23 protein-coding genes are annotated in these 26,768 nt (G+C 69.7%); 7 read left to right on the top strand and 16 right to left on the bottom strand.

The features are described 5' to 3' along the window. Window positions 1–320: 320 nt before the first annotated feature. The gene (locus JIX56_RS14975; RefSeq protein WP_257540950.1) at window positions 321–533 is read right to left on the bottom strand and encodes a DUF397 domain-containing protein; all 213 of its coding nucleotides are present in this window, start codon (window positions 531–533) and stop codon (window positions 321–323) included. 27 nt (window positions 534–560) lie between these two features. Then, window positions 561–1,445, bottom strand: a complete 885-nt coding sequence (locus tag JIX56_RS14980) for a helix-turn-helix domain-containing protein (RefSeq protein ID WP_257540952.1) — start codon at window positions 1,443–1,445, stop codon at window positions 561–563. A 204-nt stretch (window positions 1,446–1,649) separates the two neighbouring features. On the opposite strand from JIX56_RS14980, the gene JIX56_RS14985 reads away from it, so the two are divergent. Both JIX56_RS14985 and JIX56_RS14990 read left to right on the top strand, forming a co-directional pair. Next, on the top strand, window positions 1,650–1,997 hold the full coding sequence (locus tag JIX56_RS14985) for an ATP-binding protein (RefSeq protein ID WP_257540953.1): 348 nt from the start codon (window positions 1,650–1,652) through the stop codon (window positions 1,995–1,997). A 62-nt stretch (window positions 1,998–2,059) separates the two neighbouring features. Next, window positions 2,060–2,644 (top strand): Uma2 family endonuclease, encoded by a 585-nt coding sequence (locus JIX56_RS14990; RefSeq protein WP_257550875.1) that lies wholly within the window; start codon window positions 2,060–2,062, stop codon window positions 2,642–2,644. Between the two features lie 29 nt (window positions 2,645–2,673). Here the strand turns inward: JIX56_RS14990 and JIX56_RS14995 are convergent, their stop codons facing one another. The 10 genes from JIX56_RS14995 to JIX56_RS15040 all read right to left on the bottom strand — a co-directional run bounded on the left by JIX56_RS14995 (window position 2,674) and on the right by JIX56_RS15040 (window position 15,744). Further along, entirely contained in the window at window positions 2,674–3,057 is a 384-nt protein-coding gene (locus JIX56_RS14995; RefSeq protein ID WP_257540955.1) for a VOC family protein, read from the bottom strand. Between the two features lie 138 nt (window positions 3,058–3,195). Beyond that, a complete protein-coding gene (locus JIX56_RS15000) occupies window positions 3,196–3,495 on the bottom strand; it encodes a hypothetical protein (RefSeq protein ID WP_257540957.1) in 300 nt (99 codons plus the stop codon). 114 nt (window positions 3,496–3,609) lie between these two features. Then, window positions 3,610–4,272 carry an HAD-IA family hydrolase gene (locus tag JIX56_RS15005; protein ID WP_257540959.1) on the bottom strand — a complete coding sequence of 221 codons (663 nt, stop codon included), beginning with the start codon at window positions 4,270–4,272 and terminating at the stop codon, window positions 3,610–3,612. 106 nt (window positions 4,273–4,378) lie between these two features. Then, window positions 4,379–5,521, bottom strand: a complete 1,143-nt coding sequence (locus JIX56_RS15010; RefSeq protein WP_257540961.1) for an ABC transporter ATP-binding protein — start codon at window positions 5,519–5,521, stop codon at window positions 4,379–4,381. 14 nt (window positions 5,522–5,535) lie between these two features. Next, on the bottom strand, window positions 5,536–6,597 hold the full coding sequence (locus tag JIX56_RS15015) for an ABC transporter ATP-binding protein (RefSeq protein WP_257540963.1): 1,062 nt from the start codon (window positions 6,595–6,597) through the stop codon (window positions 5,536–5,538). 10 nt (window positions 6,598–6,607) lie between these two features. Further along, a complete protein-coding gene (locus tag JIX56_RS15020) occupies window positions 6,608–7,585 on the bottom strand; it encodes an ABC transporter permease (RefSeq protein ID WP_257540965.1) in 978 nt (325 codons plus the stop codon). 108 nt (window positions 7,586–7,693) lie between these two features. Then, window positions 7,694–9,496, bottom strand: coding sequence for an ABC transporter substrate-binding protein (locus JIX56_RS15025; RefSeq protein WP_257540967.1), 1,803 nt, complete (start codon window positions 9,494–9,496; stop codon window positions 7,694–7,696). A 103-nt stretch (window positions 9,497–9,599) separates the two neighbouring features. Then, entirely contained in the window at window positions 9,600–10,640 is a 1,041-nt protein-coding gene (locus JIX56_RS15030) for an ABC transporter permease (protein WP_257540969.1), read from the bottom strand. 695 nt (window positions 10,641–11,335) lie between these two features. Beyond that, window positions 11,336–13,243, bottom strand: coding sequence for a translational GTPase TypA (gene typA, locus JIX56_RS15035; RefSeq protein ID WP_257540970.1), 1,908 nt, complete (start codon window positions 13,241–13,243; stop codon window positions 11,336–11,338). A gap of 284 nt (window positions 13,244–13,527) precedes the next feature. Next, on the bottom strand, window positions 13,528–15,744 hold the full coding sequence (locus JIX56_RS15040; protein WP_257540972.1) for an ABC transporter family substrate-binding protein: 2,217 nt from the start codon (window positions 15,742–15,744) through the stop codon (window positions 13,528–13,530). A gap of 338 nt (window positions 15,745–16,082) precedes the next feature. Between JIX56_RS15040 and JIX56_RS15045 the strand changes: the two genes are divergently transcribed. From JIX56_RS15045 to JIX56_RS15060, 4 genes are read left to right on the top strand one after another with little or no spacing between them, the layout of a single operon-like run. After that, window positions 16,083–16,373: a hypothetical protein gene (locus JIX56_RS15045; RefSeq protein WP_257540974.1), complete on the top strand. Its 291-nt coding sequence runs from the start codon at window positions 16,083–16,085 to the stop codon at window positions 16,371–16,373. 54 nt (window positions 16,374–16,427) lie between these two features. Next, window positions 16,428–17,264: a hypothetical protein gene (locus JIX56_RS15050; RefSeq protein WP_257540976.1), complete on the top strand. Its 837-nt coding sequence runs from the start codon at window positions 16,428–16,430 to the stop codon at window positions 17,262–17,264. Beyond that, entirely contained in the window at window positions 17,264–19,216 is a 1,953-nt protein-coding gene (locus JIX56_RS15055; protein WP_257540978.1) for a fumarate reductase/succinate dehydrogenase flavoprotein subunit, read from the top strand. Before JIX56_RS15050 ends, JIX56_RS15055 begins: the two co-directional genes overlap by 1 nt. A 22-nt stretch (window positions 19,217–19,238) precedes the next feature. After that, complete coding sequence (locus JIX56_RS15060; protein WP_257540980.1) at window positions 19,239–20,015, top strand: succinate dehydrogenase/fumarate reductase iron-sulfur subunit; 777 nt, start codon at window positions 19,239–19,241, stop codon at window positions 20,013–20,015. Here the strand turns inward: JIX56_RS15060 and JIX56_RS47645 are convergent. The 3 genes from JIX56_RS47645 to JIX56_RS15070 form a co-directional block, all read right to left on the bottom strand. Next, complete coding sequence (locus tag JIX56_RS47645) at window positions 19,990–20,217, bottom strand: hypothetical protein (RefSeq protein WP_306819852.1); 228 nt, start codon at window positions 20,215–20,217, stop codon at window positions 19,990–19,992. The two genes, JIX56_RS15060 and JIX56_RS47645, sit on opposite strands and share 26 nt — an antisense overlap. A gap of 94 nt (window positions 20,218–20,311) precedes the next feature. Beyond that, window positions 20,312–20,998, bottom strand: coding sequence for a hypothetical protein (locus JIX56_RS15065; RefSeq protein ID WP_306819853.1), 687 nt, complete (start codon window positions 20,996–20,998; stop codon window positions 20,312–20,314). Then, entirely contained in the window at window positions 20,995–21,288 is a 294-nt protein-coding gene (locus JIX56_RS15070; RefSeq protein ID WP_257540982.1) for a hypothetical protein, read from the bottom strand. Before JIX56_RS15070 ends, JIX56_RS15065 begins: the two co-directional genes overlap by 4 nt. Before the next feature lie 125 nt (window positions 21,289–21,413). Between JIX56_RS15070 and JIX56_RS15075 the strand changes: the two genes are divergently transcribed. Beyond that, complete coding sequence (locus tag JIX56_RS15075) at window positions 21,414–23,531, top strand: hypothetical protein (protein ID WP_257540984.1); 2,118 nt, start codon at window positions 21,414–21,416, stop codon at window positions 23,529–23,531. Window positions 23,532–23,716: 185 nt separating this feature from the next. Here JIX56_RS15075 and JIX56_RS15080 read toward each other — a convergent pair whose 3' ends face one another. Beyond that, complete coding sequence (locus JIX56_RS15080; protein WP_443031822.1) at window positions 23,717–26,527, bottom strand: SpoIIE family protein phosphatase; 2,811 nt, start codon at window positions 26,525–26,527, stop codon at window positions 23,717–23,719. Window positions 26,528–26,768: the final 241 nt, after the last annotated feature.

The raw sequence follows: 26,768 nt of genomic DNA on the forward strand, positions 1-26,768 counted from the left end.
CGGTTGCACACATAGCGCACATCACTCGGCCCGTCTGGGGGACTGCCTCCATCCGGATGTACGCACTCACTGGCCTGACGCGGCACCGCGGTCGGGGGCGGGGGCGGGGGCGCGGTCGGGGTCGGCCACACGCCCACCCGCCGGACCTTGCCCTGTCCGGGGCCGGGTCCGGGTCTGGCCCAAGTGTCCGCAGAGTCCCACCCGGACCGGCCGCCATCTGGGTCTTCATGCTTGCGCTGTGGGACTGGGCGCCCACTGGCCGACGGCTGGGGCCGAGCGCCCCGCGAGCCGCCGTCGCGGCGGGGGTCGGGCCGGCCGCTTCAGCCTGTGCGACGCGAGGCCAGGCCGAGAGTCTCGCCCTTGATTCCGCCGATAAGGGCGTGCAGGGCCGCGGACGTGGCGGCTATGACGGTCTCGGGGGTTGCGCTCTCGCGGAGGTAGGCGCGACTGGCGTTGAGGGCGGCGGCTATCTCGACGCAGGTATCGGCGCCACCCTCGCTGTAGCTGGACTTCTGCCACCTGAGCTGGACCATGCACGCCTTCCTGAAGCCGGATACTCCCTAGAGCAGGGGATACAGGAGCCGCTGGATCAACCCCAGCGAGTCCTTCGCCGCGTGCCCCTCAGGTGGTACGCCCGCGTCCACCGGAGGGAGCGCCGCTTCCCGCAGCCTAGCGAAGAGGTCCGTGTACCGGGCAATAGCCTCGGCATCGCCCAGGTACAGCGACTTCTCGATGTGCGCGACGATCACCGTACCGAGCGGACGGACAACGGGCTCTATGAGAGTGACCGAAGAGCCGAAGGGCACCGGACCGTCGAACGGGAGGATCTGGACTGTCACATGCGGCAGACGCGAGACCTCGATCAGCCGCTGCAGCTGCTCCCGCATGATGCGAGGGTCTCCCAACGAGGCATGCAGTGCCGCCTCGTGCACGACGGCATGCAGCCGCGGTGGACGCGCGCCCGCGAGTACAGCCTGGCGTCGCATCCTGAACTCGACAGCCAGATCGTGCTTTTGGGGCGTCGCGTCCGCGTAGCCCCTGTGGTGGATCGCGCGAGCGTAGGCCTCGGTCTGCAACAGGCCCGGCACGAACATCGGCTCGTAGCAGACGATGCCCACAGCGGCGTCCTCCAGCTCCGCCAAGTCCAGCAGGGACGGGCGCAACCGGTCCCGGTACTCGGTCCACCAGCCCTTGCCCGATGCCTGCCCCAGGCATACGAGGGCCTCCACATAGGTTGAGTCTTCGCTACCAGACGCTGCCGCAAGACGGCGCAGCCTCTCGGCGGACAAGCTCGTCCTACCCGCCTCGACCGTACTGATATGGGAGGCGTTCATTCCCATCGCTTCGGCCGCACGCGCGGCCGTAAAACCGGCGCGTTCGCGGATTCCGCGAACCTCCGATCCGAACCTCCGCTGTCGATACGTGGGGTTGACCCTGAGCCCCATTCACCCTCCTCGTCTCCGCCCCGAAGTAACCAGCAACCACTCTTTCGTGGAGTTGGTTGAGAGATGGCAACCGTGATCGCTACCTTACGTGTGGCTTCAGTCACAACAAGCACACAACTGGAGGCTGCCACATGCGCACGCCCGAAACCGCTGAACTCTCCGATTCCCACTGGTCGTACGGCTTCCTCATCCCCCACGACCCGCGTGCCGCCTCCGTCGTCAGAGCCGCCCTCCGCGCGCTGCTGCGCGCGACCCGCCTCGGGTGCGTGGCACACAGTCGAACTCCTCGCCTCCGAGCTGGTCACCAACGCGTACCGCCACTCCCCCACCGACGCCTACGTGAACGTGGAGCGGACCCCCGAGACCCTCACCGTCTCGGTCTGGGACCACGGACCCACAGGCCCCGCCCCCAGCGAGGCCCGGCATCGGAGCGACGCCGAGTCCGGGCGTGGGCTCGGGATCGTCGGGGCGTGCGCGGATGAGTGGGGTGTACAGGAGTACCCGCACGGCAAGGCGGTGTGGTTCAGCGTGGTGGCGAAGGAGGAGGCGTGAGACGGCCCGAGGAATGGATCAGGCAAGAGGCGCTGCATACACCCACTCGCTATTCTCGGGACATGGAGTACGCGAAGATGCGCGCGATCGCCGAGCAGCTCACGGTCTACGCCGAGCATCTCGAAGGGTCATGGAAGGTGGAGATCGGCCCCTCCGGCCCCTTCCTCGCCATGATGAGCCCCTCGAAGCGCCACGAGGGCGCCGTGCGGCGCATCCGCGATCAGCTCAACGCGCAGCTTTCCGCCACCCATCCGGGATACATCTGCGAGAACGGCCCGGAGATCGAGCACCCGTCGATCGGCCGCATGCGACGCCCTGACGCCGTCGTCATCCCGGAGGAGGTGCTCGACGAGGAAGGCCTGACCGTCGACGCCACTCAGGTGCTGGCCGTCATCGAAATCGTCTCACCGTCCAACCCTGACAACGACTACGGAGAAAAGCTCACCGAGTACCCCGCCATGGAGATCGCCCACTACATGATCGTCGACCCTCGCACGGGCACGATCGAGGTGCATTCCGAACCGTGCAAGGGACGCTACTCGCGCAAGGATCCGTACATCTTCGGCGACAAGGTGCCGTTCGGCGCCTGGACGGTGGAGACCGCCGCGTTCCGCCGCTACGGCAAGGCGGGAAACAGCTCAACCTGACGCGCTGACCGGGTCGCTACTGCGGCCATTCAGCCCAACTCGCCCCGCTCCACGCAGAATTCGTTGCCCTCGGGGTCGGTCATAAGGACCCAGCCGCCGCCGTCGGGGCGGGTGTGGTCCGCGATCACCCGGGCGCCCAGCGCGAGCGCCCGCTCGACCTCCTCGGCGCGGGTGCGGCCGTGCGGCTTCAGGTCGAAGTGGAGCCGGTTCTTCGCCGCCTTGCCTTCGGGCACCCGGACGAACAGCAGCCTCGGGCCACCGGCCGGGTCCGCGATCAGTGCCTCCGGGTCACCGGGCTTGTCGTCGTCGGCGAGCGGACGGCCGAGCAGTTCGCTCCAGAAGAGGCCGAGGTCGTACGGGTCACCGGTGCAGTCGAAGGTGAGGCTGTGGATGGTGGGGTGTGTGGAGCTCAACTGGCTTCTCCGTTGTGAGTCGGTGAATCGGTGAGTGGGGGAGTCAGTGATTCGACAGTCCGGGTCCGATCGGGTTTGTCGCGGTTCGGGGCGGGGTCGTGGGACGGCGGTCGGGGCCTCGTTCCGGTGCCCTCCCCGTCACCGCCCCTCCTCCACGGACCGCCGGGCCACCGGCCCCAGCTGCTCGACGACACGCCGCAGTTCCTCGGGGGTCATCTTCCGTACCCCCCGCAGCAGTTCGGCGTACCGCTCGCTCTCCGCCACCCAGTGCGCTACCGACTCGGCGTCCGGCTCGGACTCCTCCCGGGCCAGCCGCAGGCGTTCGGCCGCCCGGCCGGTCAGCAGGCCGAGGATGCCCTCGGCAGAGTCCAGGTCCTGGGCGGACTGCTCGGAGAGTACGGAGAGGCGGCGGCTGCGCAGGTCATCGGGCTCGGGCATGGACGGATCACTCCTCCGTGACGCGTGTACGGCAAATCGGGCCGACGCTCCGTCTGCCACCACGCCCGCGCCCCAGCCAGGGTCCCGCCATGGACCACGGTTCCGCCACCGAATTCATCGCCGGTTCCGCCCTCCGACCCCGACCCCGGCTCCTCCTCCGCCCACCGCTCGCAGAACCGCCCCCGCCGCCTCCCTCAACGACCCGAAACACGCGTGTGCGTCCCGGAGTTCCTCGGGCCGGTGCGTGGAGGCCACCGCGTACACCGTGCAGCCGGCCGCGAGCCCCGCAGCGATGCCCGCCGGCGCGTCCTCCACGACCAGGCAGCGGGCCGGGTCGGCGCCCAGGCGGGCGGCGGCGGTCCGATAGCCCTCGGGCGACGGCTTGCCCTCGGAGACGTCCTCGGCGCAGACCCGTACCTCGGGCACCACCAGCCTCGTACGGGCGAGCCGCGCGGCGGTGGGCTCGGCGCGGCTGGAGGTGACGACGGCCCAGCGGCCCGGCGGCAGGGCACGCAGCAGCCCGGCGGCCCCGTCGAAGGCGCGGAAGCCGGGTTCCTCGGCCGCCATCAGCCGGTCCAGAGCCCGGTGCTCCTCAGCCGGATCGCGCTCCGGCGCCACCAGCCGCAGAATGTCCGCCCGCCGCCGCCCCTGCGTGGCCACCCACACGGCCTCGGGGTCCAGCCCCCGCGCCCGCGCCCAGGCCCGCCAGACACGGCCGTGCGCGTCGGCGGTGTCGATCAGCACGCCGTCCACGTCGAACAGCACTGCGGCGGCCAACGCCCCGTCCCCTGCCACCCGTTGCCCCCATCACCCGATCACCGACCCTCAAAACGCTACAGGGCCTGCCGCACGGCAGGCCCTGTAGCGAGCGAAAAAAGGCCGGTCAGCCCTTCGTGACCGTCGCGCCCGAGTCCTTCGCGGCGCTGTCCTCCAGCGCCTTGAGCGCCGGGTCCAGGACGACGTCCTCGGCGCGGGCCTCGGTCGTCGGGTCCTCCGGGAAGTGGCAGGCCGTCAGGTGGCCGTCCACGTTGCCGGAGAGCTGGACGAGCGGCGGCTCCTCGCTCGCGCACTTGTCCTGCGCCTTCCAGCAGCGGGTGCGGAAGCGGCAGCCGGACGGCGGCGCAATGGGCGAGGGCACGTCGCCGGCGAGCCGGATCCGCTCCTTCACCTCGGCCTCGTCGTCGATCGCGACCTCGGGCACCGCCGAGAGGAGCGCGTGGGTGTACGGGTGGCGGGGCCGGTTGTAGAGCGAGTCCCGGTCGGCGACCTCGACGATCTTGCCGAGGTACATGACCGCGACACGCTTGGAGAAGTGCCGCACGATGGCGAGGTCGTGGGCGATGAACAGGAACGCGATGCCCAGCTCGTCCTGGACCTTCTGGAGCAGGTTGACGACCTGCGCCTGGATCGACACGTCCAGCGCCGAGACCGGCTCGTCCGCGACGATCAGCTTCGGGTTCAGGGCGAGCGCGCGGGCGACACCGATGCGCTGGCGCTGGCCGCCGGAGAACTCGTGCGGGAAGCGGTTGTAGTGCTCGGGGTTGAGGCCGACCAGTTCGAGGAGTTCGCGGACCTTCTTCTCCCGGCCGCCCTCGGGATTGATCCCGTTGACCTCCATCGGCGACTTGATGATCGTGCCGACCGTCTGCCGCGGGTTCAGCGAGGAGTACGGGTCCTGGAAGATCATCTGGATCTCGGACCGCACGGGCGCCAGCTGCCTGCGCGAGGCGTGCGTGATGTCCTGGTCCTTGTAGGTGATCTTCCCGCTGGTGGGCTCCATCAGCCGGGTGATCAGCCGCCCGGTGGTCGACTTGCCGCAGCCGGACTCCCCGACGAGACCGACGCTCTCGCCGACCCCGACGGTCAGGTCGATGCCGTCGACCGCCTGGACGGCACCGACCTTGCGTTTGATCGGGAAGCCGCCGTAGATGGGGAAGTGTTTCGTCAGGCCCTCGACCCTGAGCAGCGTTTCGGCCGCGGTGTCCGTGGAGCCCTGCTGTGCGGGGAGGGTGAGGTTGTCGCTCATGATCTCGGTTCTCCCTAGCGCAGCCGGGGCTGGATCTTGTCGATGAAGATGGTCTGCTTCTGCTCCGCCGTCAGGTGGCAGGCAGAGGCACGCCCCTCGCCGAGCGGCGGCCGCTCCCCGCTGCATCGGTTGCCGCTCACCTCGTCGGTGAAGGCGCAGCGCGGGTGGAACGGGCAGCCGGTGGGCGGGTTGAGCAGGCTGGGCGGGGAGCCGGGGATCGGGTTGAGCGCCTGGCTGGTGTCGCCGCCGAGGCGGGGCATCGAGCTGAGCAGCCCCCAGGTGTAGGGGTGCTTGGGCTCGCGCAGCACCTCGCGGACGCTGCCGCGCTCCACGGCCCGGCCCGAGTACATCACCAGCAGGTCGTCGGCCATGTCGGAGATGACGCCGAGGTCGTGGGTGATGAAGATGATCGCGGAGCCGAACTCCTGCTGGAGGTCCTTGAGCAGGTCGAGGATCTGCGCCTGGACGGTCACGTCGAGGGCGGTGGTCGGCTCGTCCGCGATCAGCAGGTCGGGGTCGCAGACCAGGGCCATGGCGATCATGGCGCGCTGGCGCATACCGCCGGAGAACTGGTGCGGGTAGTCGTCCACCCGCGTCTGCGGGTGCGGGATGCCGACCTTGGCCAGCATCTCGATCGCCCGCCGCCGAGCCTCCTTCTTGGAGGCGCCGGTGTGCTTCATGAACGGCTCGGCGATCTGCCGGCCCACCGTGTAGTACGGCGAGAGTGCCGTCAGCGGGTCCTGGAAGATCATCGCCACCTTGTTGCCGCGGAGCTGCTCCAGCTCCTTCTCCTTGGCGGTGACGAGTTCCTTCCCGTCGAGGATGATCTCGCCCTCGACGGTGGTGGTCTTGGGGTTGTGCAGGCCGAGGACGGTCAGGTTGGTCACGGACTTGCCGGAGCCCGACTCGCCCACGATGCCCAGCGTCTTGCCGCGCTCGACGTCGAAGGAGAGCCCGTCGACGGCCTTGACAATGCCGTCCTCGGTGGAGAACCGCACCCGCAGGTCGCGGACCGAGAGGAAGGCCTCCGGCCCGGTCGGGGCCTTCTCACCTTCGGTCTTGGTCAGAGTGGTCACGGTATTTCTCCTAGCTGAGGCGCACGCGCGGGTCGATGTAGGCGTAGGCGATGTCCACGATGATGTTCAGGATCAGGATGAAGAAAGCCCCGACCAGCATGACGCCCATCGTGAGCGGCAGGTCCTTGTCCATCGACGAGTTGACCGCGAGACGGCCGACGCCCGCCAGGTCGAAGGTGATCTCCGTGACCACCGCGCCCGACAGCAGCGCGCTCAGGTCCATGCCGATGATGGTGACGATCGGGATGAGCGAACCACGCCAGGCGTAACGGAAGAATACGTACCGCTGCTTCATGCCCTTGGCCCGGGCCGTGCGGACGTGCTCCTCCGACAGCTGCTCGATCATGGTCGAGCGGGCCATACGCGTGTACTGGGCGGTGAAGATCGTGGCCATGACGGCCCAGGGGATCAGCATGCCCACGAACCAGCCGACCGGATCCTGGGTGATCGGGACGTACTTGGGGTTCTCCATCCAGCCGGTGCTGTAGACGAAGATGCCGAGGACGATCGGACCGAGGAAGTAGATCTGGAACGAGCTGAGCAGCATGGAGGCACCGCTGACGGCCTTGTCCACCACGGTGCCGCGCTTCCAGGCCGCGATCAGACCCGCACCAAGACCGAACACGAGGAAGATCACCAGGCCACCGAGCGTCAGCGACAGCGTCAGCGGGAACCGGTCGACGATGGAGTCCCAGACGAACTCGCCGCTGTCGAAGGACATGCCCAGGCATGGCGCGGAGCAATGCCCGACCGGGAAGTCCCGGCCGGCGACGATGCCGACCATGAAGTCCCAGAACTGCGTGGTGATGGGTTTGTCGAGACCGAGGTTCTCTCTGATGACCGCGATGTTCTCGGGGGAGCAGTTCTTGCCGCAGGACAGCTGCGCGAAGTCTTGGGGGATCGTATAGAACAGGAAGAACGTGAAGGCGCCGATCAGGAACATGATGACGACGGCGCCGATCAGCCTGCGGATGAGGAACTGAAGCATGGCGGGTGGATGCTCTCTTCGAAAACGCGGCGGTCGGAGGGGGTGGTACCGACCGCGGGGGTGCGCTCCGCCTGGCGCACACCCCCGCGGATCAGCCGGGCTGACGGATTACGGCTGCTTCAGGAACAGGTCGTTGATGTCGATGTAGCTCGACTCCGTGCTGTACCGGGCACCACCGATGTTCGATCCGAAGAGCTGGATCTGCTTCGAGTAGTAGACCGGGGCGGCCGGGTTGATCTCCTCCACGATGCGGTGGTGAGCCTCTTCCCACGTCTTGGCCGCGGCCTCGGGCTCCTCGGTCAGAGCCTTCTTGATCAGCTCGTCGACCTTGGCGTCCTTGATGTGCGAGTAGTTCGAGCCACCATCGGCGACGAGGGTGCCGTCGTAGACCGGGGTGATGACCGTGGACGGGGAGGACCAGTCCTGGCCCCAGCCGGTCATGTAGATGTCGTACGGGTTGTCCAGCTTGCCGACCTGCTCGTAGAAGCTGGCCCGGTCGATCTCCTTGGCCTGGACGTCGAAGCCGAGCTTGCCCAGCGCGTCCTTGATGATCACTTGCTGGGCCTGGCCGCGCGGGGTGTTGGAGTAGGCGTAGGTGAGCTTGGTGCCCTCCTTGACCCCCGCCTCCTTCAGCAGCTCCTTGGCCTTGTCCAGGTCACCGTTGGGCTTCTTCGTCTTTCCGAACGGGTCGTACGACGCGTCATAGCCCGGCAGGGTCGGCGCCATCAGACCACCGGCGACCTCACCGCCGTAGCGGCCACCGTCGGCCTGGACCATGGCCTGGGACGGGATCGCGTAGGTGATCGCGTCGCGGACCTTCTTGTCCTTCACGGCGGCGGCGTCGAGGTTGAAGGTCAGCTGCCACACGTAGGGCTGGTAGCCCTGGATCGTGCGCTTCTTCGTCTCCGGGTTGGAGATGACCGTCGACATCTGCGCCGGGTCCACGGAGTCCGTGAACTGGATGGCGTTCTTGGCCTCGCCCTGGTCGGCGATCAGACGCTTGGTCTGGCTGGGCTGGTCGACGGTGTTGGTGAAGTTGTAACCGTCGACGTACTGGTGGCGCACCGAGTCCGTCTTCGGGTCCCACTGGTCGTTCTTGACCAGGGTCAGCGACTTGCCCGGCTGGAGCTCGGAGATCTTGTACGGGCCGAGGGAGGCCGGGGCCTTGTCGTACTTCTCCTTCGTGTCCTGCTTCTCGGGCACGACGGCGTAACCGGCCATGGCGAGGGCCTGCGGGAGGTCCGGGCGCGGCTGGTCGAAGTGGAAGACGACCGTCTTGTCGTCCGGGGTCTCCAGGACGGAGTCCGGCAGGTGCTTGCCCTTGTACGGGCCGTCCGGCAGTGCCTTGCGGTAGTCGGAGCCCGACAGCCAGCTCTGGACGTAGGTCGGGCCGTCGAAGATGACCTTGGAGTACTGACGCTCGATGGTGTGGCGGACGTCGGCCGAGGTGATGGCGTTGCCGTCCTCGTCCTTGATGCCGTCCTTGAGCGTGTACGTCCAGGTCTTGCCGCCGTCGGAGGACTTGCCGGAGTCGGTGGCGATGTCACCGACGACCGTCAGGTTGCCCTTCTCGTCCTCCTGGTAGTTCGTCAGACCACGGTGGATCAGGTTGGCGAGCTGACCGGCGTCGGAGACGTAGATCTGCCCCGGGTCCAGGTGGGTGATGTCCGACTGCTGGTAGACGTTGATGACACCGCCGGGCTTGGCGCCCTTGATCTCCTCGGCCGGGCCGGTGGAGGCGGCGGCGTCACCGTAGGCGACAGGCTGCGACTGCTCGGCGGCGTCGTCCTTGGACTTGGACGTGTCCTTCGTGTTGCTCTTGCCGTTGTCCGCGCAGCCGGCGAGCGCCAGCGAGCCGGCCACGAGGGCGACGGCCACGGCGCGCGTGGTGCGGTTTCTGATGGGCTTCATGATGCCTATGCACCTACCTGTCGATAGTTGTCCACGAGTACTGCCTGACGGTCCGAGGGAACCCGGACCGGGGGCGGCAGTCCCCCCACCCACCAATGGACGGTTACCGTCCGGTCTTGGGGTCGAAAGCGTCCCGGACGGAGTCGCCGAGAAGGTTGAAGCAGAGCACGAAGACCACCATCGCCACGCCCGGGAAGAACATGAACATCGGGTCCTGCTCGTAGACGTCGGCACCGACGGCGAACATGCGGCCCCAGTCAGGAGTGGGCTCGGGGAAGCCGACGCCGACGAACGAGAGGAAGGCGATGGAGAGGATCGTGCTGGGCAGGATGTACGTACCCTGCACCAGGATCGGGGTGACGATGTTCGGCAGGATCTCCTTGCGCACGATGCGCCAGGGCGAGGCCCCCGAGACCTTCGCCGCCTCCACGAACTCGCGCTCCCGCAGCGAGAGCACCGAGCTGCGCACCAGACGGGCCAGGCCCATCCAGCCGAGGAACCACATCACCAGGATGATGGCCACGGCGCGAAGAAACGTCGGCGTCTCGTCCCTCGGGTCGACGAACAGCGCGGTGACCACCGGCATGAAGGCGATGAAGAACAGCTGCTGCGGGAAGCCGAGGAAGAAGTCGGTGATCCGGCCCACCCAGTAGTCGACCCGGCCCCCGAAGTAGCCGCCGACCATACCGATGAGGACACCGGTGATCACGCTGAACAGGGTGACGATGACCGCCATGTAGAGCGAGGTCCGCATGCCGTACAGCAGCATCGTGAACACGTCGCGGCCCAGCTTCGGCTCGACACCGAACCAGAAGTCACCCGACATGCCGCCGAACGAACCGGTGGGCATCGCGAAGTCGTCGAGCAGGAACGGGTAGTCGGGCTCCTGCGCGTAGAGCGTGTAGGGGTCCTTGCCGTACAGGCTCGAGATCACCGGCGCGAGCGCGGCGATCGCGAAGAAGAAAATCACTACGCACGCGGAGACGACTCCCGTACGGTCCCGCTTGAAGCGTTGCCACATCAACTGGCCGGGGGAACGACCCTCAAGCTTCTTCTCACCCTTGGCGACCTCGGTGGCCGTCTCGAGCTCGGGGTCCAAGGCGACCGCGGAGCCGGAGCCCTCGGCCTTGGTTGGACTGGTCATGTCTGTTCTTCCCCCGGGGGGTTGGAGAGTTGAGCGCAGCACAGATACCGGCAGGTTCTGTGGTTTGGGGGAACTTTCGCCAAGGCGGTCAACGCGCGTCAAGGGCGGAAGGCATAGGGATCTCCCTACCGTCCATATTTTGAGCAAAAATTGCAAAGATTGACACCTACGCGCGCTTGACAGACGGTAAGGGAAACCGGCGAAACGGGCATACGGGGAACGATTTTTGTTTACATGTCCGAAACTTGATCGCTGGATCACCGATATCCGAACAGTGCTTCACAGCCCACAGACAGTGAACCGAAGGATCCCGGCCGGAAGTCCAGCCTCCCTCGCACACCCTTCGCACCCTTCCCGGAATACCCAGTATCCCCACAGGACCTCCCCTGTATACGGATACGCCTGAAGCCCGACCCTCCAAGAGGCGGAGAACCGGGACTTCTTGACGCTTCGCCAGAAGCGTCGACTGGCACTCCGGTACGTGCTGCGGCTCCCCAGTCTACACGCGTAGCGACGTACGGACGAGGAGGCCCGGATCCCGATCGATGCCGAGCAGGCACACGCTCATGTGCCGCCACACCGGTGGCAGCTGGTGCTTCTCCGCGTGCGGCGTGCCGCGACCGCCCCCGGCCCCCCGGACATGACCTGGCCCGGCCACCCGCAGCCGCGGACGACCGGACCAAGTCCCCTGTCCGTCAGCCGTGCTTCGCCCGGCTGGCCGCGCGGGCGCGCTCGCGGGCGTCCAGGTTGACCTTGCGAATGCGTACGGCCTCCGGGGTCACCTCGACGCACTCGTCGTCGCGGCAGAACTCCAGGGACTGCTCCAGGGAGAGCTTGCGCGGCGGGACGATCGCCTCGAACGAGTCGGCCGAGGACGACCGCATGTTCGTGAGCTTCTTCTCCTTGGTGATGTTCACGTCCATGTCGTCGGAGCGCGAGTTCTCACCGACGATCATGCCCTCGTACACCTCGGTGCCGGGGTCGGTGAACAGCACGCCGCGCTCCTGGAGGTTCGTCATCGCGAACGCGGTGACGGCGCCGGAGCGGTCGGCGACGAGCGAGCCGTTGTTACGGGTCGTCAGCGTGCCGAACCACGGCTCGTGGCCCTCGTGGATGGAGTGGGCGATGCCCGTGCCACGCGTACCCGTCAGGAACTCCGTACGGAAGCCGATGAGGCCGCGGGACGGGACGACGAACTCCATGCGGACCCAGCCGGAGCCGTGGTTCGACATGTTGTCCATGCGGCCCTTGCGGACGCCCATGAGCTGCGTGACCGCGCCCATGTGCTCCTCGGGGACGTCGATCGTCATGCGCTCGACCGGCTCGTAGACCTTGCCGTCGACGATCTTGGTGACGACCTGCGGCTTGCCGATGGTCAGCTCGAAGCCCTCACGGCGCATCTGCTCGACCAGGATGGCCAGCGCCAGCTCACCACGCCCCTGGACCTCCCAGGCGTCGGGACGCTCGGTGTCGAGGACGCGGAGGCTGACGTTACCGACCAGCTCGCGGTCCAGACGGTCCTTGACCTGACGGGCGGTGACCTTGCGGTCCTTGACCGCGGCCTTGTTGTCGGCGCCCTTGCCGGTGCCGCCACGGCCGACCAGCGGCGAGGTGTTCGTACCGATGGTCATCGAGATCGCCGGCTCGTCGACCGTGATCAGCGGCAGCGCGATCGGGTTCTCGGGGTCCGCGAGGGTCTCGCCGATCATGATGTCCGTGATACCGGCGACGGCGCAGATGTCACCGGGGCCGGCCACCTCGGCGGGCTTGCGGGTGAGTGCCTCGGTCATCATCAGCTCGGTGATGCGGACGTTGGACATCGTGCCGTCACGCTTGATCCACGTGACGGTCTGCCCCTTGCGCAGCTCCCCCTGCTCGACGCGGAGCAGCGCGATACGGCCGAGGAAGTTGTCGGCGTCCAGGTTCGTGACGTGCGCCTGGAGCGGAGCGGCCTCGTCGTACTCCGGGGCCGGGACGTGCGAGAGGATCGTGGAGAAGAACGGCTCCAGGCTGTCGCTGTCGGCCGGGACCGTGCCGTCCTCCGGCTTGGTCAGCGAGGCCACCCCGTCCCGCGCACACGCGTAGACGATCGGGAACTCGATCTGCTCCTCGTCCGCGTCCAGGTCCAGGAACAGGTCGTACGTCTCGTTGACGACCTCGTCGATCCGGGAGTCGGGGCGGTCGGTCTTGTTGATGCAGAGGATCACGGGCATCCGTGCCTGCAGCGCCTTGCGGAGCACGAAGCGCGTCTGCGGCAGCGGGCCCTCGGAGGCGTCGACGAGCAGGACGACGGCGTCCACCATCGACAGACCGCGCTCGACCTCGCCGCCGAAGTCGGCGTGGCCGGGGGTGTCGATGATGTTGATGGTGATGACGTCGCCGCCATCCTTCGGGTGGTACTTCACCGCCGTGTTCTTGGCGAGGATCGTGATGCCCTTCTCACGCTCCAGGTCGTTCGAGTCCATCATGCGGTCGTCGAGCGACTCGGCGGCGTGCGCGGCGAAGGCACCGGCCTGCTTGAGCATGGCGTCGACCAGAGTGGTCTTGCCATGGTCGACGTGGGCGACGATGGCAACGTTGCGGATGTCGTGGCGCGTGGCCATATTGAGGCGCTTCTCCCGGAGTGTGAGGACGGCCTGCGCTGACATCTTTTGTCGCGCGGACCCTGCCGGGCTGGACACGCCACGGCCTCACCCCATGGTACGGGGCCGCGGCAGCCGGGGCTCCCCGGGCTGTTCCGGTCCTGCTCAGACCGGTCCATGCCCAGCTCAGGCACACTCTCCGCCCGGCTCAGACCGACCCGGACCCAGCTCGGCACGGCTCAGACCGACCCAGACCCAGTTCGGCACGGCTCAGACCGCCTCGGCCACCCGCGAGGGGTGATCCCCTATTCGTCTGTGGAGTTCGCCGGCGCCCGCGCGCCCTTCTTCAGGAAGCCCATGTCCTCGTAGAGGGGGGTCTGGAAGCCGAAGGCGCCCGCGTTCGCCAGGTCGGTGCGGGCGGCGACGAGCTGGGGCCGCTGGTAGAGGGGGATGGAGCCGGCGGCGGCCCAGATGCGGGCGTCCGCCTTGCGGATCAGGGAGCGGGTCTCGGACTCGTTCAGGCTGGCCACCGCCTGGTCGAAGAGCTGGTCGACCTGGTCCGTGCCGACCCGCGTGTAGTTCTGCTCCACGCTCAGCGAGCCGTCGGCCGCGGGGACCGGCTTGGCGTAGATGGGCCGGGCGTCGGTGGCGGGGTAGGCGGAGGTCGGCCAGGAGTACAGCGCGAGGTCGTACTGCCCGTTCGCGATGTGATCCTTGAAGTAGCTCTCGTCGGCGACCTTGGAGATCTCCGTCCGGATCCCGATGCGGTCCAGCATCACCGCGATCCGCTCACCGACGGTCCGCAGCGCCTCCGTACCCGGCCCCGACGGCAGCACGAACCGCAGCGTCAGCGGCTTGCCGTCCTTGGCGAGCGGCCCCCGCGCGGCGTCGGCGGGCGCCCGCGTCCCCTTCGGCGCGTACGCGCCCGGCGCGCCGCCCGGCTTGAACTGCTTGCCGTCCTGAGCGAGGTGCGCGCCCTCCTCGCCCTTCTTCCCGTCGGCGTCGGAAGGCTTGTCGTCGTCGCCGACGATGGGGGTGCCGTCGCCCCCGTCCTCGTCCTCGGACGAGTCGGTATCCGCCTCGGCGCCGGGGGCGCCCTTCTCCCCCTCCGCACCGGCCGCCTTCTTGTCCTTCTCGAGCGGGCCGCCCCGTTCCCATCCGGCGTCGGCGAGCAGGGCCCGCGCCTCCTCGGTGTCCTGGCCGCCGAGGGCGCCGCTGTTGTCGGCGTAGGCGGCCTGGCCTTCGAGGGCGAGGTGGCTGCCGACGGGGACGGCGGGCAGGCCGAGGGGTTTCAGGACGAGCGCGGCGAGCTCCTTACGGTCGAGGGCGCGGGCCACGGCGCGGCGGACGCGCTCGTCGGCGAGGGGGCCCTCGGAGCCGTTGAGGGCGAGCTGGGTGAAGGCGGGTTCGAGGGACCGGCGGACGGCGAAGCCGCGCAGGGCGGACTGCTGGGCGGTGTACTCGGCGATCGCCTGGCGCCGCTCCTGCCGGGCGCCGGCCTCCGCGTCCGCGGCCTTCTCGTCCGAGCCGTGCGCGACGGCCCAGGACCGCAGCGACTTCGCGGGCGTCAGGTCGGAGCCGGGGCCGTGGGCGGGGCCGCCGCTCCGCGAGAGAGGACCGGCGGCCTGCGACTTCTTCTTGTCGCGCGAGGCCTGCGTGATCCGCTCGGCCTGCGCCGAGTCGATCTCGGCGAGGTCGACTTTTTCCTCGGCCAGCGCCTTGACCCGCTCGTCGCGCGGTACGGCCCGCAGGACCAGCTCGGAGAGCTTGGGCGAGCGGCCCCACCAGCGGAGGTTGCGGGTGAGGGTGACCTCGCCGTCCTTGCGGTCGACCTCCTTCAGCGCGAAGGGCCCGGCGGTGACCTTGAGCCTGTTGCGGGCGCCGTCGTTGAAGGAGTCGGGGGTGCCCATCACCTGCTTGGGGTACAGCGGCGAGAACAGCGACTTCCAGTCGGCGTACGGACGGGCGAAGGTGACCCGGACCTCCAGGTCGTTCTCGCCCCGCTCGACCTTCTGGATGCGTTCGTAGCCGGCGTTCCTGGCCGTCCAGTACGCGGAGTCCTTGCCGGACAGGGCACGCCACTGCGCGGCGAAGTCGGCGGCGCCGACCTCCCGGCCGTCGCTCCACACCGCCTCCTGGTGGAGCTTGTAGAGCACGACCTGCCGGGGCTCGCGTTCGACGACCTCCGCGGACTCCAGGTAGTCCGAGTTGAGCCGGGGGCGCCCGGCGGCGTCGATGCGGTACATCGACGGCAGTACGGCACCGGCGATCCGTGCCGTGGCCGGGTCGGCGTCCGCCTGGAACGTGTTCAGCGTCTCCGGTACGGCGTCCACCGCCCAGCGCAGGGTGCCGCCGTCCTTGAGCAGGTCCCGGTCCGCCGGGGCGATGTCCTGTCCCGCGACGGGCTTGCCCGCGGGGTCCTCCTCTCCGCACCCGGTGAGCAGGGGCACCGCGAGCGCACCCGCGGTGAGGAAGGCGACCGAGCGCATGACCGCGCGCAGTCCGACGCCGTCGTGGGACATCTCTGCTACCTCCGGTGGGCCGCACCGCCGGCGAACGGGGTTTATGATCACTTTTGGGTGCATATGGAGCTGATCAGATCTATGGCCACACACTGAAGAGGAAAGGACCGACGGACCGACGGCGACACGGCGACGGGGAGCGAAAATCCACCCGTGCGGCGCAACGCGCCGCATCTGGACCCCGGTGCACACCCAGCGTGTACGGGCGTGCACGGGAGGCCTGCAATCCGCCAATCGATGCACATCCCTTCCCAGCGCAACGTGTGACGCGCAACACTCGCAGGCGCATGAACGTTGCCGCCTCGGTCCTCCACGATCCGCGGAAGTGAGGGCAAGTCATGTCCGTGCAAGATGAACTGACATCGGTCCAGCGGTGCCTCGACGACCTCTACCGGTCGGTGGGACGGCTGGAACAGCAGATCGGCGGTGGCGGGCCCGACATGCGCCGCGTCCGCGCCGACATCGCCCATCTGCGCGAGAGCGTCGCGCTGCTGCGCGAGACGACCTCCGGCGCCTCGTCCCCCAAACGGCCCGAACTCGTCACGATCCCCGACACGCCGTACGACGACTCGCTGTGGACGGACTCGGACGACGAGGGCCTCGGGGCCCGCGACCGGCATGCGCCCTGAACCGACGTAAGCCACACCGACCACGCATCCGAGAACCCGACCGGGAGTCCCCCGTTGGCCACTGGTACGGAACCGCCGGCAACAGAACCCCATCCGCAAGGCGGCGGCGTGCGGACCCCTGCGCGCGCCGCGATCACCGCCCCGCATCTGCGGACCGACCGCTGGTGGCTGGCCCCGGCCGCCACGGCGGCCGGTCTGCTGGCCTTCATCGTGTACTCGACGTGGCGGGCCTTCGCGGACGCGCACTACTACGCGGCCCCGTATGTCTCGCCGTTCTACTCGCCCTGTCTGGCGGAACGCTGCGAGCCCATGCACGCGGGCCCCAACTGGGAGATCTTCGGTGCCTGGTGGGGCATCTCACCGGCGATCATCATCCTGATCTTCCCGCTCGGCTTCCGCCTGACCTGCTACTACTACCGCAAGGCGTACTACCGGGGCTTCTGGGCGTCCCCGCCCGCCTGCGCGGTGGCCGAGCCGCACCAGAAGTACACCGGCGAGACCCGCTTCCCGCTGATCCTGCAGAACCTCCACCGGTACTTCTTCTACGCGGCCCTGGTCGTCGCCGGCATCCTCACCTACGACACCGTCCTGGCCTTCCGCGACGAGAACTACGAGTGGGGCCACATGGGCCTCGGCACCCTCGTCTTCCTCGTCAACATCGTGCTGATCTGGGCGTACACCCTCTCCTGCCACTCGTGCCGGCACATCGTCGGCGGCAAGCTCAAGCACTTCTCCAAGCATCCCGTGCGCTACCGGATGTGGCAGTGGGTGGGCAGGCTCAACGCCCAGCACATGCTGCTCGCCTGGGCGTCGTTGGTGAGCGTGGCGCTCGCCGACTTCTATGTGTACCTGGTCGCGTCCGGCGCCTTCGACGATCCGAGGTTGTTCTGATGTCCGTGGTCGCACGACAGGAGTGGGACGTCGTCGTGATCGGCGCCGGAGGCGCCGGACTGCGCGCCGCGATCGAGGCCCGCGAGCGGGGCGCCCGTACGGCCGTGATCTGCAAGTCCCTGTTCGGCAAGGCCCACACGGTGATGGCCGAGGGCGGCATCGCGGCCGCCATGGGCAACGTCAACGCCGGTGACAACTGGCAGGTCCACTTCCGCGACACCATGCGCGGCGGCAAGTTCCTCAACCAGTGGCGGATGGCGGAGCTGCACGCCCAGGAGGCCCCCGACCGGGTGTGGGAGCTGGAGACCTGGGGCGCCCTCTTCGACCGTACGAAGGACGGCCGCATCTCGCAGCGCAACTTCGGCGGTCACGAGTATCCGCGCCTCGCCCACGTCGGCGACCGTACGGGCCTCGAACTCATCCGCACGCTCCAACAGAAGATCGTCGCCCTCCAGCAGGAGGACCACAAGGAGACCGGTGACTACGAGTCCCGGCTGAAGGTCTTCCAGGAGTGCACGGTCACGAGGGTCCTCAAAGACGGCTCGCGGGTGAGTGGCGTCTTCGGCTACGAACGCGAGTCGGGCCGTTTCTTCGTCCTCGAAGCGCCCGCCGTCGTCATCGCCACCGGTGGCATCGGCAAGTCCTTCAAGGTGACGTCGAACTCGTGGGAGTACACGGGCGACGGGCACGCCCTGGCGCTGCTGGCCGGCGCACCCCTGCTGAACATGGAGTTCGTGCAGTTCCATCCGACGGGCATGGTCTGGCCGCCGTCGGTGAAGGGCATCCTCGTCACGGAGTCGGTGCGCGGGGACGGCGGGGTGCTCAGGAACTCCGAGGGCAAGCGGTTCATGTTCGACTACATCCCGGACGTCTTCAAGGAGAAGTACGCGCAGTCCGAGGAGGAGGGCGACCGCTGGTACGAGGACCCGGACCACAACCGGCGCCCGCCCGAGCTGCTGCCGCGTGACGAGGTGGCGCGGGCCATCAACGCCGAGGTGAAGGCGGGCCGGGGCTCCCCGCACGGCGGTGTCTTCCTGGACGTGTCCACGCGGATGCCGGCCGAGGTCATCCGCCGCCGCCTCCCCTCCATGTATCACCAGTTCAAGGAGCTGGCGGACGTCGACATCACGGCGGAGGCGATGGAGGTCGGGCCGACCTGTCACTACGTGATGGGCGGTATCGCGGTCGAGTCGGACACGGCGGCGGCGCGCGGCGTGCCGGGTCTGTTCGCGGCCGGTGAGGTGGCCGGCGGTATGCACGGCTCCAACCGGCTGGGCGGCAACTCCCTCTCCGACCTGCTGGTCTTCGGCCGCCGGGCGGGGCTGCACGCGGCCGAGCACGCGGCGGGACTCATCGGGGCACGTCCCCCGGTGGACGACGTCGAGGTCGACACGGCCGCCGCCGAGGCCCTGCGTCCCTTCTCCGCCGAGGGCCCGGCGCCGGGACAGCCCGAGAAGGCGGCGGGAAAGCCGCCGGAGAACCCGTACACCCTCCACCAGGAACTCCAGCAGGCCATGAACGACCTGGTCGGCATCATCCGCCGCGAGGGCGAGATGGAACAGGCGCTGGAGAAGCTGGCCGATCTGCGGGTGCGGGCCCGCCGGGCGGGTGTCGAGGGGCACCGGCAGTTCAACCCGGGCTGGCATCTCGCCCTGGATCTGCGGAACATGCTGCTGGTGAGTGAGTGTGTGGCGCGGGCCGCGCTGGAGCGTACGGAGTCGCGGGGCGGCCACACCCGCGAGGACCACCCGGCGATGGAGCGCGAGTGGCGTCGTATCAATCTGCTGTGCCGACTCACCGACTCCACGGGCGGGCCGGCGGCCATGGACCCCGTCGTCGGCCAGATCGCCCTGACCCGTGAGACCACCGAGCCCATCCGCCCGGACCTGCTCGCTCTCTTCGACAAGGAGGAGCTGGTCAAGTACCTCGCCGAAGAGGAGCTGTACGAGTGAGCGGCTACGAGGAGACGCGGTCATGAGCGGCTACGAGGCCCGCTTCAAGGTGTGGCGGGGCGATGTGCGGGGCGGCGGCCTGGAGGACTTCAAGGTCGAGGTGAACGAGGGCGAGGTGGTCCTCGACATCATCCACCGGCTCCAGGCGACCCAGGCCCCCGATCTCGCCGTCCGCTGGAACTGCAAGGCGGGCAAGTGCGGTTCGTGCTCCGCCGAGATCAACGGGCGGCCCCGGCTGTTGTGCATGACCCGGATGTCGGTGTTCGAGCAGGAGGAGACGATCACCGTCACCCCCCTGCGGGCCTTCCCGGTGATCCGTGACCTGGTCACGGACGTGGGGTTCAACTACGCCAAGGCGCGTGAGGTCCCTTCCTTCGTGCCGCCGGAGGATGTCGGCCCGGGCGAGTACCGGATGATGCAGGAGGACGTGGACCGCCCGCAGGAGTTCCGCAAGTGCATCGAGTGCTTCCTGTGCCAGGACACCTGCCATGTCGTCCGCGACCACGAGGAGAACAAGCCGGCCTTCGCCGGCCCCCGCTTCCTCATGAGGGTCGCCGAGCTGGACATGCACCCGCTGGACGCGGCCGAGGAGACCGGCCTGGACCGCAAGAAGACGGCCCAGGACGAACACGGTCTCGGCTACTGCAACATCACCAAGTGCTGCACGGAGGTGTGCCCCGAGGGCATCAAGATCACGGACAACGCGCTGATCCCCCTCAAGGAACGTGCCGTCGACCGCAAGTACGACCCGCTGGTGTGGCTGGGCTCGAAGATCAGGAGGCGTTCCTCAGCAGGGTGAGGGCCTGCCGGACGTTGTGCTCGGCGATGGTCCGCATGAACTCCCGGTCCGGGAAGTCGCCGTCGAGGAGGCGGAGGGGGTCGGCGACCAGGCTCAGGCGTATCGCCAGGCGGTAGACACGGAGCCGGTCTTCGTCGAGGCCCGGGGCGCGCAGGACGCGTAGTGGGGGCCGAAGCGGAGCTCCAGGAACACGTGCTCCCACTCCGGGCCGAAGTACAACAGCCCCTCGATGTCGACCGGGACCGGCTCACCGCCGGCCCCGACGAGGACGTGGTCCGGGCCCAGCTCGCCATGGATCAGGGTGTGCCGCGCACGGGGCCGGACGGCGGAGGCGAGAGCGTGCATCCGCTCGTCGAGCGCCTCCCGCGCCTCAGCGATACGGGCGTCCCGGCCCGCCGCCTCCGCGATGTCCCGCAGAGCCGGTCCCGTACGACGTCCACGCAGGAGGTGCCGTGCGAGGTGCCGCCCTGGTCGACGACGCCGACCTTGCCGAACCCCCGTGCGGATTCGGAGCCCCGCATCGTCGCCAGCGCCCCGGCCAGCCGCTCCAGGGTGCCCGCCGCCTCATGCGGGTCGCGCTCCAGCGCCTCCTCCGGGGTCCCGCCGCGTACGTCCTCCACGACGGCCGCGTCCGCCGGGAGGTGACGGCCGGTGCGGTCGGCGAGGAGCAGGCGCGGGGTGCGGACCCCGATGGCGGCGAGGCGGTCGTGGGCGGCGGTGAACAGGTCGATACCGGAGGCGTGCGAGAAGGGGTCGCGTGGGTCGGGGGCGGCGGTTCCCTCGGTGCCGGTCCAGTAGTCCTCGTCCGGGGACCAGACGTACGCGACCGCCGTGCCGCCGTCGTCGAAGGTGAGCCGGTACACACCCTTCTTGCTGCCGCCGCGCAGCCGCGAGACCGCGCCGAGGCGGCGGGCCGGGCCGGCGGCGGCGCGGGCCAGGGGCTCCAGTTCGCTACGGGTGAGGGGGCGGCACGCGGCGGTCACGGGGTGGTGACGCGGCCGGGGCGGGTCGCGAGGAACGACAGCACGGCGTTCGTGATGAGCAGAGCCAGGCCCGCCAAGCCGTACGCATCCGCGCGATACGTGGTCATGCCGTAGGACCACAGGCCGAGCCCCGCGCCGCCGGCGAGCGACGCATAGCCCCACAGAGCCGGTCGCAGCGTGCTGCGGCGCAGCCACGGCACCATCCACCCCGTACGGATCGCGGCGACCCCCAACACGGCGGTGACCACCATGGTCGCCGCGAGGCAGCCGATCCCGATGTTCGTCAGCATGTCCAGCCTCCCCCTCGCGAACGAGGCGATCATGACATGCCCTCGCCACCGGTACCAGTCTCCGCCTCCCCCACTCCGGCCCACCCCACTCGCGACCGCGCCACACCGGCCATACGCTCCCAAATGTGACGTCGCGTCTGAGGAAGAGCCGAGCGCGAGGCGCCACGTCGCACATAGCCGTGCGCCTGGCCCACACCGCGTTCGGGGGCCTGGCAGCCCTGGGCTGGCTCCTGCTGCCCACGGCGACGGGGGCGACGATCAGCGACCCGCCTCTGCCACTGCCACTGGCTGCCGGCACGCAGTCCCTGAGCCCCGCCGCGGGCACGCGGTTCGTCGGTCCGGTCGCCGCGGGCCGACCCGGGGTCCCGGGCACCGGCGGGCAGCAGCCCGTGGTTCCGCCCGGGGACGACGAGGCCTCCGGTGTGGATCTGATCGTGCCGGTGGCCGCCGCCGGCACGGCAGCCGCCGTCGCCGCGTACTCACTCGTCCGACGCAGGCGCCGCGCCCGGCTGCGCACGCCCCCGACCGGCACCTTCGAACCGCCGGTCACCCCACTGCCCGACCTCCACCGCCGGGCCCAACGCCTGCTCGTCGAAACCGACGACAGCGTCCGCACAAGCACCGAGGAACTCCGCTTCGCAGCAGCCCTGCCGGGTCGTACGGCTCCCGAGCGGTTCCCGGAAGGGCCGCCGCCGGGCCGCGAGGACACCGAGCCGCACACGGAAAGGCCGCTGGGCCACGAAGACACCGAACCCCACACGGAGAAGCCACCGGGCCACGAAGACACCGAACCCCACACGGAAAGGCCACCGGGCCACGAAGACACCGAACCCCACACGGAGAAGCCACCGGGCCACGAAGACACCGAGCCACACGCCGGGAGCCCGGCGAGCCATGACGACACCGAGCCATCCAATGCGAGCCCGGCAGGCCATGGCGACGCCGGGCCACGCGCGGAGCGGCCGGCGCGTCGCGACGACGCTGAGCCCTCCCCAGGGAGGCGCCCGACGAGTCACGGCGGCGCCGCGCCGCACGCGGGGCGGCCGCGGGACGCTGACCCAGCCAGGCCATACCCGGAGCGGCCGTACCCGGAGCAGCCGTACCCGGATCGGCCGATCCCGGAGCGGCCATACCTGGAGCGGCCGATCCCGGAGCGGCCGATTCCGCTCGACCCGTCCAAGGCCTACGCGGAGACGCCTGCGGCTCAGGACGCGGTCAAGCCGTTCGCGGAGGCGTTGGCGGACGCGCGGGGTGCGCTGACGGGGGCCTTTCGGGCGAGGCAGCGGTTGGACGAGGAGGCGGGGGCGCTGGCGCCCGGCGAGGAGCGCGCGCTGTTGGAGGAGATCCTCACCCGGTGCACGACGGCCCAGCGGCGGCTCGACACGGCGACGCCCGCCTTCGATCAACTCCGCGCCCTTGAACAGGACATCACACCGGCCCTGGAGTGCGCGGAGGCCCGCTTCCGCGCACTGACCGGCCGTACGGCGACCGCGGCCACCACCCTCACCGTCCTCCGCGACGGCTACGCCCCGGCGGCCTCCCTCCCTGTCGCCGGCCACGTCGAACAGGCCAAGGACCGCCTGGTCTTCGCCACGACCGAGCTGAACCGCGCCCGCCAGGCCGCCGATCCGGGCGACTTGGCCGTCGCGGCCGTACACCTACGGGCCGCCGAGGGCGCGATCGACCAGGCAGACGTGTTCGTGACCGGGGTGGAGCGACTCGCCGTCGAGCTGGCGCGAGCCGCCGACGCCGCGAAACAGGGCGCCCCCTTCACCGGCCCGTACGACGATCCCCTCGACGTCCTCCGCCGCCAGGGCCGCTGGCTCCTCCCGGCCCGCAGCACCGTCGCCGCCACGACGGACTTCGTCACCACGCATCGCGGCGCGGTGGGGGCAACGGCCAGAACCCGACTGTCGGAAGCGGAACGACACTTGACACAGGCCGAAGCGGACTCCCCCGGGACGGCGACCGATGAGACCGCCGACGCCGGGAGCGTCGACGCCCCGCATGCCCGGCGTGCCCACGCCCTCGCCGAGGAAGCCCGGCAGCTGGCCGAGCAGGACGTGCGGGCGTACGGGAACCCGTACGGCGGTCCCGTGGGCGACGGACTGGCCGGGGCCCTGCTGGGCGGAATCATCCTCCGCGAGGCCTCCGGTGGCGGCGGACGGGGCGACCTGCGGGGCCCCGCCTGCTACGGCGGAACGGCGACCCGCGCCCGCAGGGCAGTGGGCGGCCAGTTCTAGACCCGGCCCACACCAGCGCGCCCCTCAGGGGCGCGGGGAACTGCGCGACCAGCCACACACCACCCGCAGACCGAGAACAACTGAAACCGCCCACCCTCTGACGCCTCATCACCAGCCCACCCGAGAGCCGCAGCCGAGCAGAGAAGATGAAGAGAAGAGGCAGCGCACCATACAAAAGCCCGCCCCTAGAACAGGCTCAGCAACGCCTCCGCCGGATCCGTCAGCCCGTGCTCACCACCCGGCAACGGCAGTTCGAACCACACCGTCTTACCGCGCGGCGTACGACGGGACCCCCACGCCGCGGAGAGCAGCCCGACGAGCTGCAGCCCGCGTCCCCCCTCGTCGGTGTCGCGGGCCCGGCGACGCCGGGGCTGCACAAGACCCGCGTCCCAGACCTCGCAGACGAGCGTTCTGTCGAGCAGCAGCCGAAGCCGTATCTCGCCCTCGCCGTACCGCAGGGCGTTGGTGACCAGCTCGCTGACCAGCAGTTCCGCCGTGTCGACGAGGGGCTCCAGATCCCAGGCCATCAGCCGCCCGCGCGCGTACTCGCGGGCGCGGCCGACGCTGCGCGGCTCGCGCGGCAGCGTCCAGTCGCCGACGGAGTCCTCGGGCAGCCCCTGGACACGTGCCATGAGCAGCGCGATGTCGTCCTCGCCGTGGTGGGTGTCGAGGGTGTTGAGGACGTGGTCGCAGACGTCCTCCAGCGACCGGGGCGTCTCGGCGCGCAGCGCGGTCGGCGGCTGGGCGGGGTCCGTCAGCGCGCCGACGAACGCCTGGAGGCCTTCGTCGAGGGGGTGATCGCGGGATTCGACCAGTCCATCCGTGTAGAGCGCCAACAGTGCGCCTTCGGGTAGTTCGACCTCCACCTCCTCGAACGGCTCACCGCCGACACCGAGCGGCATGCCCGGCGGCACGTCGAGCATCAGCGCGCTCTCGCCCGGCTCGACCAACACCGGCGGCAGATGGCCCGCGTTGGCGAAGGTGCAGCGGCGGGTCACCGAGTCGTAGACGGCGTACACGCAGGTCGCGAGGTAGACCTCGGCGAGGTCCTTGTCACGTGGCCGGCTGGAGGAGGTGCGGGAGGCGGACTGGACACCTCCGGAGGTGCCGAGGCCGCGGGCGATCTCGTCGAGCGCCGAGAGGACCTCGGCGGGTTCGAGGTCCAGCAGGGCCAACGTACGGACGGCCGTACGGAGTTCGCCCATGGCCACCGCTGCCCGCAGTCCGCGGCCCATCACGTCGCCGACGACGAGTGCCGTGCGGTGGCCGGGGAGTTCGATGACGTCGAACCAGTCGCCGCCGACCTCGGTGGCCGCGTTGCCCGGCAGATAGCGGCAGGCGATGTCGAGCCCGGAGGCCTCGGGGTCGCCCGGGGGCAGCAGGGAGCGCTGCAGGATGAGGGCGCGCTCGTGCTCGCGGCGGTACAGGCGCGCGTTGTCGATACAGACGGCGGCGCGCGCGGCCAGCTCCACGGCGAGCGCCCGGTCCCGTTCGCCGAACGGCTCACTGCCCTTCGTACGGGAGAACTGGACCAGTCCTACGACGGTGTCGTGGGCGACCATCGGCACCGCCAGCGTGGACTGGATCAGGTTGCCCTCCTCGGGCACCTGCTGGGTGCGGGCGGTGCGCAGGGCGTCCGCGCAGGGCGAGTTGAACGGGTAGTGGTGGACCGCGCCGACACGCACCGGGGCGGGTCCGCCGACGAAGGGCGCGTCGGAGACGGCGCTGGCGAAGGCGACCCGGCGCAGCTCGGCGCTGCCGTCGGCGAGCCCGGGCGGGGTCTCGTCGCCCACCAGGAGGCCCTGGTAGAGGTCGACGGTGGCGAGGTCGCAGAAGCCGGGGACGACGACGTCGAGGAGTTCGCGGGCGGTGGTCTCCAGGTCGAGGGAGTTGCCGATGCGCGAACCGGCCTCGTTGAGGAGGGCGAGGTTCCGCCGGGCGGCGGCGGCTTCGCGGGCGGCGGCGCGGCGGGCCGTGATGTCGGTGCCGAGCCAGGCGATGCCGATGGGGCGGCCGGTGCCGCTGTGCACGCGGTAGAGGTTGACGGACCAGTGGCGGCGCTCTTCGGAGCCGGGCAGGAAGCCCGTGACGTGCATGTCCGTGATCGAGTCGCCGGTCTCCATGACCCGCCGCAGGGTCGCCTCGACCCGCTCGGCCTCCGGGGACTGCAGGTAGTCGCGGACGCCCCGGCCGCGGTGGTCGTCGACGTTGCCGCCGTAGAGGGCGGCGATGCGATGGTTGGCGCGCCTTACCCGAAGATCGGTGTCAATCAGAAGGAAACCGAACGGGGATTGGCCGAAAATCGACTGCGAAGCGGCAAGGTCGGTCTCTATCCGGCGCAGTGTCCGGACGTCCACCACGATGCACACGGCGGCCCGTTCGCCGCCCTCCACCGTGGTGGGCATCACATAGACCTCGGCGAGTCCCTCGGCCCCCTCGGGACCCGGCACCCGGAAGGGGACCACTCCGGTCCACTCCCGGCCGTCGAGGACCTCGGCCATCTTCCGCTGGCCCTCTTCACGCCGGTCGGGGTCGATGAAGGCCTCGATCGGGTCCATCCCCACGGCCCGCTCGGCCGATATGCCGAACAACTGCTCGGCCCGCAGGCTCCACTGGTCGACGAGTCCGTCGGCGCCGATGGAGAACGAAGCGACCTTGATGTAGTCGTACATGGATCCCGGCGGGCTGGTCTGCCACATCGAGTCGCCGGCCCCGTGACCGGCCATGACACCCGCGGCCACCGCGGCGTCGACAGCGGCACCTTCCACCCCGGCCGCCGCACGGCTCCCGGCCGCGGGACCGCCCGACGTCCGACTGTCGGACGCTCGACTCCCGGGCGCACGGCGCGTCAGCCCATCGCCCGTCCTGTCGCGTGCGGCCCCGCTGTCGCGAGTGGCTCCGCCCAGGCCGGAACCGTCTGCGGCGTCGGGCCGCGCGCGGTCCGACGGGTTCTTGGCCCCCGTGGACTCCGTGGCCTTCGCTGGTATCTCGCTCACGCGAACCGTCCCCTCCAGCTCACCGCGTCCGGCTTCGGTCACCAGGGGCGGCTGCCCGCAGTATCCAGCACTACGGCGCCGCACAACACGGTGTTCACGATCACAGCACGGTCCCGATCGTTTTTGGACCGGCCGCGACATACTCCCAAGTCTTCTAACCAGGCGGTGCCCACTCGAACCAAAGACTCCAGCCAGCGCCACTGGCTGGAACAAGTCGGTCGCACGCACGCCCCGGGGAGCC

This window comes from Streptomyces sp. CA-210063, assembly GCF_024612015.1.
Taxonomy (GTDB): Bacteria; Actinomycetota; Actinomycetes; order Streptomycetales; family Streptomycetaceae; genus Streptomyces.

Excerpts from the sequence above, each read along its gene's own strand:
- JIX56_RS14990 (WP_257550875.1), top strand. The coding sequence starts at position 2,060 with ATGGAGTACGCGAAGATGCGCGCGATCGCCGAGCAGCTCACGGTCTAC.
- typA (WP_257540970.1), bottom strand. The coding sequence starts at position 13,243 with ATGGCCACGCGCCACGACATCCGCAACGTTGCCATCGTCGCCCACGTC.
- JIX56_RS14980 (WP_257540952.1), bottom strand. The coding sequence starts at position 1,445 with ATGGGGCTCAGGGTCAACCCCACGTATCGACAGCGGAGGTTCGGATCG.
- JIX56_RS15045 (WP_257540974.1), top strand. The coding sequence starts at position 16,083 with ATGTCCGTGCAAGATGAACTGACATCGGTCCAGCGGTGCCTCGACGAC.
- JIX56_RS15055 (WP_257540978.1), top strand. The coding sequence starts at position 17,264 with ATGTCCGTGGTCGCACGACAGGAGTGGGACGTCGTCGTGATCGGCGCC.
- JIX56_RS15000 (WP_257540957.1), bottom strand. The coding sequence starts at position 3,495 with ATGCCCGAGCCCGATGACCTGCGCAGCCGCCGCCTCTCCGTACTCTCC.
- JIX56_RS15020 (WP_257540965.1), bottom strand. The coding sequence starts at position 7,585 with ATGCTTCAGTTCCTCATCCGCAGGCTGATCGGCGCCGTCGTCATCATG.
- JIX56_RS15060 (WP_257540980.1), top strand. The coding sequence starts at position 19,239 with ATGAGCGGCTACGAGGCCCGCTTCAAGGTGTGGCGGGGCGATGTGCGG.
- JIX56_RS14975 (WP_257540950.1), bottom strand. The coding sequence starts at position 533 with ATGGTCCAGCTCAGGTGGCAGAAGTCCAGCTACAGCGAGGGTGGCGCC.
- JIX56_RS15070 (WP_257540982.1), bottom strand. The coding sequence starts at position 21,288 with ATGCTGACGAACATCGGGATCGGCTGCCTCGCGGCGACCATGGTGGTC.
- JIX56_RS15040 (WP_257540972.1), bottom strand. The coding sequence starts at position 15,744 with ATGTCCCACGACGGCGTCGGACTGCGCGCGGTCATGCGCTCGGTCGCC.
- JIX56_RS15025 (WP_257540967.1), bottom strand. The coding sequence starts at position 9,496 with ATGAAGCCCATCAGAAACCGCACCACGCGCGCCGTGGCCGTCGCCCTC.
- JIX56_RS15030 (WP_257540969.1), bottom strand. The coding sequence starts at position 10,640 with ATGACCAGTCCAACCAAGGCCGAGGGCTCCGGCTCCGCGGTCGCCTTG.
- JIX56_RS15010 (WP_257540961.1), bottom strand. The coding sequence starts at position 5,521 with ATGAGCGACAACCTCACCCTCCCCGCACAGCAGGGCTCCACGGACACC.